Source organism: Nonomuraea cypriaca, from assembly GCF_015645445.1.
Classification (GTDB): Bacteria; Actinomycetota; Actinomycetes; order Streptosporangiales; family Streptosporangiaceae; genus Nonomuraea; species Nonomuraea cypriaca.
Genome location: NZ_JADOGI010000422.1, coordinates 1 through 4,256, shown reverse-complemented (window position 1 = coordinate 4,256; position 4,256 = coordinate 1). Strand labels below are relative to the sequence as shown.

Here is a 4,256-nt window from a genome sequence, read left to right as displayed (position 1 = left end):
AGGGTGAGGGGCATGGGGTTGCCGCACGGCTGACAGCCCGGGACAGCACCCCGTCCGAGCCGAGAAGGGCATAGGCGGGCGGGGTGGATGAGGGGGCCGGTGCGCGGGCCGGTGGCACGCGCCCAGCGCGCAGGCCGTCACGGGCGACTTTGCGGGGCCGAGGCCCGCTCAGTCAGTCGCGGTGGCCGGAGTGCCGGGGGCGGCCGGAAGGGTGTCGTGATCGGAGGGGAAGGCGAGCGCCTCGGCGAGTTTCTCGGTCGCGTCCAGGAAGGCCCGTGCGCCGCCTCGGCGGGACTCCTCCATCGCTTGGGCGAACAGGCCGCCGTTGGTCACCGGGCGGGCGTGGAGCAACAGGGCGTGGGCCCGTTGCCGCACGGTCAGCAGCGCGGTAGCACCGCCAACAGGCTCCTCGCGGCCGTGGGTGAGGTCGGTGACCTGCCGCCACCACGACAACCGCTGGTAGGCGTAGGCGATCCGGCCCAAATCCTTGTCATGCAGCATGCCCTCCTCATCGAGACAGACGATGCGGGTCAGGGCCTGGTTGAGTTCCCAGCGGGCAGCGTTGGCGTACTGGACGGCGAGGTCTTCGAGTCGTCCCATGGTGATCTCCTTGCTACAGGTGACGGTGCTGTGAAGGGTGGTCCTCTGTGCCCAGTACGGGCCGGGGCCGGTCCGGCGGCGCGGTGCGGCGGGGAAGGGGAGGGTTGCGAGGTTCTCGCAGCCCGGGCTGTTGTCGCGGGACGCGTCCGGACGCGCGGGTTGCCGTAGGAGCCGCGCGGGGGTGTGGTGGCCGTACCGGGGCCTCGCGTCAGGTGGTGGCGTCGGGTACGGCCCCGCGCGGGGGTCGTACCCGACAGGCCGCTCAGACCGTGGCCAGCAGCCGGAACGCGCGGGCCTTGAGCTTGGCGTTGTCGTGGTTGTCCAACAGGGCCCGCTCCGCTCGGACGGTTGCCACGTCGCGGCTGCCGAACACCGGGCTCTTGTGGTCCAGCCGCTCGGTCACCGCGTTGTAGGCGGCCCAGCGCGTGTTGCGGATCGGCTCTTGAGTGGGGGCCTGGGCGAACAGGTACTCCAACTCCCGCATGGTCAGGTCGTGGTTACGCTTGGCGAGTTCCTTGGCGTCGGCTGGGAGGGGGTGGAGCCGGTTGGCGAACTGCCGGAACTCCTTGACCTCCATCGGCGCAGCGAGGAGCTTCTCGGCCTCGGCGGCGAACGCCTCGCCGTGCTTCCAGGTCAGTTTCAGCGCCTCGCGCGCCTCGGCGATCCGCCCGGCCACGTTGCCGGTATGCCGGACCGTGAACTTCGAGGCGTGATGGGCCAGCGCGGCCCGCTCGGTGTTCGCACAGACGACCCGGACCGGGGTGGCGACGGTGACGAACGACCCCCACCCGTCATGCCGGGAGAGCGCCGCCAGATACAGGTCGATCTGATCGAACCCGCCGACCATGAGCGGCTCGGGCAGCCGCATGGTGACGAACACCCGGCGTCCCTCGTTCAGCGACCCACCGGTGTCGAAGATCCCCCCGGACTCATCCACGAGGGTCTGCAGGAAGCCGGTGACGTCCTCGTTCTGCAGCACCTGGTAGTCACGGCCGACCCGGCCGAGCCGTTCGGGCTGACCGGTGACCGGGTTGGTGCGCACCACCAGGAAGTCCTCATCCGTGACCACCGGCAGGCCGGTGAGGGGGTCGGTGACCTGGCCGACCGGCACCTTGCGCACGTTCCATCCCGCGAGCTGGGCGTTGGACAGCAGTTCCTCGGCGGTCATCGGGCCGGGCGCGGTATAGCCGAGCCCGTGCCAGCCCGGCTTACCGGCGGCGGCGAACCCAGCCGAACCGTTGGCGAAGATCTCGATCTCGTGAGCCATGACAGTTCCCTTTCTGATGTGCGGTTTTGAGGCGTGCTGATGAGGCGTGCTGATGAGGGGTGGTGTGCAGGCAGGCGAAACAGACGCGACGCCGCGATGGGGTGTGGTGGGGTCCGGTCCTGCCGTGCCAGGGCCGGTACGCCGGTGATCAGCGGGTGGCAGGGGCGTGTCGCAGCCCGGCGCGGAGGGTGGGGCGGGCCGGTTTGGGCGGCCCGCCCCAACCGGCACAGCCGCCGGAGGTTTCGGTGGCCGGGTGGCCCGGCTCAGCCGGGCTTCCGGTGGGGGCGTCGTCGGGCAGGTCGTCGGTGGGGGCCAGGGCGAATCGGCGGGGCCGCTCGCACGTCAGCACCGCGTCCCCGAGACTGACGAGCCGGTCCAACGCGTTGGCCACCGCGCCGGAGGAGGCGTCGAGGACCTTGCCGATCTCGTACGGGGTGAAGTCCTTGTCCGGGAACTCGAGCAGGTGCGCGTGCACCATGTCCCGCAGCACACCCGTCCGGACTCCGTTTCCCGTACCCGCGCCGCTTGCGGCACCCGGACGGGTCGCAGCCGAACGGGCCGGGGCGGCGGTGGTGCCGGTCAGCACCGCCCGCGCGTTCCGGTGCGCCGAGGCGGCCTTCGTCATGGCCATTTCCAGGCACCCCAGCGCCATCACGGCATTCCCCTGGTCCTTGGCCATGATCGCTCCGCTGAACAGATCCACCAGCTCGGTCAGTTCCGCCCGAACGCATGCCCATGCCGGATCATCGGTCACCGGCTTCGCCTCAGAGGGGTCGGAGCTAGAGGCTGAGGCAGCTTCGCCATCCGCTCGATCCGGCACCTCGCCGGTCGTCCCATCCGCGCTCAGCCCCTCAGGTTCGCGGTTCTCTTCGCCCGTCAGGACTTCCTCGTCGATCAGCTCGTCCGCCGGGGGAAGGTCGGCGGCGGTGAACACCTCCTCATCTGCTGCGCTCTCGGTGTTGGCGTCCGAAGTGGTCGGCTCGTCGGGCGTGACATCCGTCGAGGCCGAGGCGTCAGCGGTCGGCACGGGGGTGTCGACCGTGATCGGGAACCATCGGTCAGCGGCGCGGCCCCGCGTTTGACCGTCGTTCACCCCCGGCTCGCGGCGGGCCTGCCCTTCGGTCTCGAGCTGGTTGAGGATCTTGCCCGCGACCATCCGGCTCAGCCCGGCCGCCGCCCCGATCACCGTGGCCGACGAACCCGGCTCGGCGTTCAGCGCCGCCCACACCGCCGCCACACGCCCGTCCGCGTCCGGAGTGTTGTCGGTGTCCGGGGCTGCGGCGTCGGGGCCGTCAGGGGCCGTCACAGGCCCGGTGTCGGAAGGAATGGTGACGGCGGTTTCCGCGTCAGCGGGGGCGGTGTCGGTAGCGGTCATTTCCGCGATGTGAATAGCCATTTCGTGACGCCCTTTCCGGTCGCTATACCGACCCCGTCCGGGCCGGTGTTTTGTTTGCGCCACGACCATCCCTCGCCCATAACGCGGACAGCAAGTCGACCGGCCAACAAATTTAGTCACCGCAACGGCTGGAGAGGCTGCCCTAACAAAACCAACCGCCGATCTGCGAAAACACCTCATGAGAAACTTCCGCGATCAGCTTGACATTCGACCCGCGTCCAGCTCTTCACCTATTGCAATGGACGACGGCGAACGATGCCTGAATGCCGGAATGCGATACGAAAGAATCTGTGAGATGAATGCGCATCCCGGTTGACAAATATACGGGGATCGAGCGTCCATTGAATTAGGCGGTAAACACCGCCGACACGGCACCCGGAATAGCCCGCCGGGGAAATCGAAAGGCACATCGCATGACACGCGCCGACCGCCGCACCGCCACCCGCCGCCGCATGGTCAGCCCCGGACACGCCCGCGCGCTAGCCAACTACGGCCCCGGATGGGCGATCATGTGGGACGACCGCCACGGGCAACCCGTCATCGCCCGCCCCGAACGCGGCGACGACGGCAGCCTCCTCGAAATCTGCACCTACGAGGAGATGTTCACCCTCGGAGGCGATTGCGACCCCGGCGAAGACGCCTCCACCTGCCCGGCATGCACGCCGGGCGCACCGCCCGACTTCTACATGATCGCCGCCCACATGACCGACATCCTCGGCGACTACTACCACGACCGCGCCGACATCGCCGCGTACATGCCCCTTACGCTGCCCTACACCCGCGCCCTGACTCAACACGGCTACCAACGCCGCATGCAGGGCAACCGGTACTACCGCAACGAAGTCCGGCAACACGACACCTTCAACCAGCTGTACCGCTCACCTGACCACCACCTCGTCCGACTGATCATCGAGCTGACCCCCGCCGACGCCCCCACCCCCGCGTCACCGCTCAGGATCGAATGGACCTACCTCGGCCGCACCGGCCCCGATG

General features: G+C 69.2%; 4 protein-coding genes. 1 reads left to right on the top strand and 3 read right to left on the bottom strand.

Going from position 1 to position 4,256, the window contains the following annotated elements; translation table 11 throughout:
• Positions 1-168 precede the first annotated feature (168 nt).
• The 3 genes from ITP53_RS54175 to ITP53_RS54165 all read right to left on the bottom strand — a co-directional run bounded on the left by ITP53_RS54175 (position 169) and on the right by ITP53_RS54165 (position 3,332).
• Positions 169-600, bottom strand: a complete 432-nt coding sequence (locus tag ITP53_RS54175; RefSeq protein WP_195903276.1) for a hypothetical protein — start codon at positions 598-600, stop codon at positions 169-171.
• A 262-nt stretch (positions 601-862) separates the two neighbouring features.
• A complete protein-coding gene (locus tag ITP53_RS54170) occupies positions 863-1,867 on the bottom strand; it encodes a DUF932 domain-containing protein (protein WP_195903275.1) in 1,005 nt (334 codons plus the stop codon).
• A gap of 148 nt (positions 1,868-2,015) precedes the next feature.
• Positions 2,016-3,332, bottom strand: coding sequence for a hypothetical protein (locus tag ITP53_RS54165; RefSeq protein ID WP_195903274.1), 1,317 nt, complete (start codon positions 3,330-3,332; stop codon positions 2,016-2,018).
• A gap of 344 nt (positions 3,333-3,676) precedes the next feature.
• On the opposite strand from ITP53_RS54165, the gene ITP53_RS54160 reads away from it, so the two are divergent.
• Positions 3,677-4,256 (top strand): hypothetical protein (locus tag ITP53_RS54160; RefSeq protein WP_195903273.1); only part of this gene is annotated, 580 nt, incomplete at its 3' end.

Coding starts and splice junctions, on each gene's coding strand:
- ITP53_RS54175 (WP_195903276.1), bottom strand. CDS start 600: ATGGGACGACTCGAAGACCTCGCCGTCCAGTACGCCAACGCTGCCCGC.
- ITP53_RS54170 (WP_195903275.1), bottom strand. CDS start 1,867: ATGGCTCACGAGATCGAGATCTTCGCCAACGGTTCGGCTGGGTTCGCC.
- ITP53_RS54165 (WP_195903274.1), bottom strand. CDS start 3,332: ATGGTCGTGGCGCAAACAAAACACCGGCCCGGACGGGGTCGGTATAGC.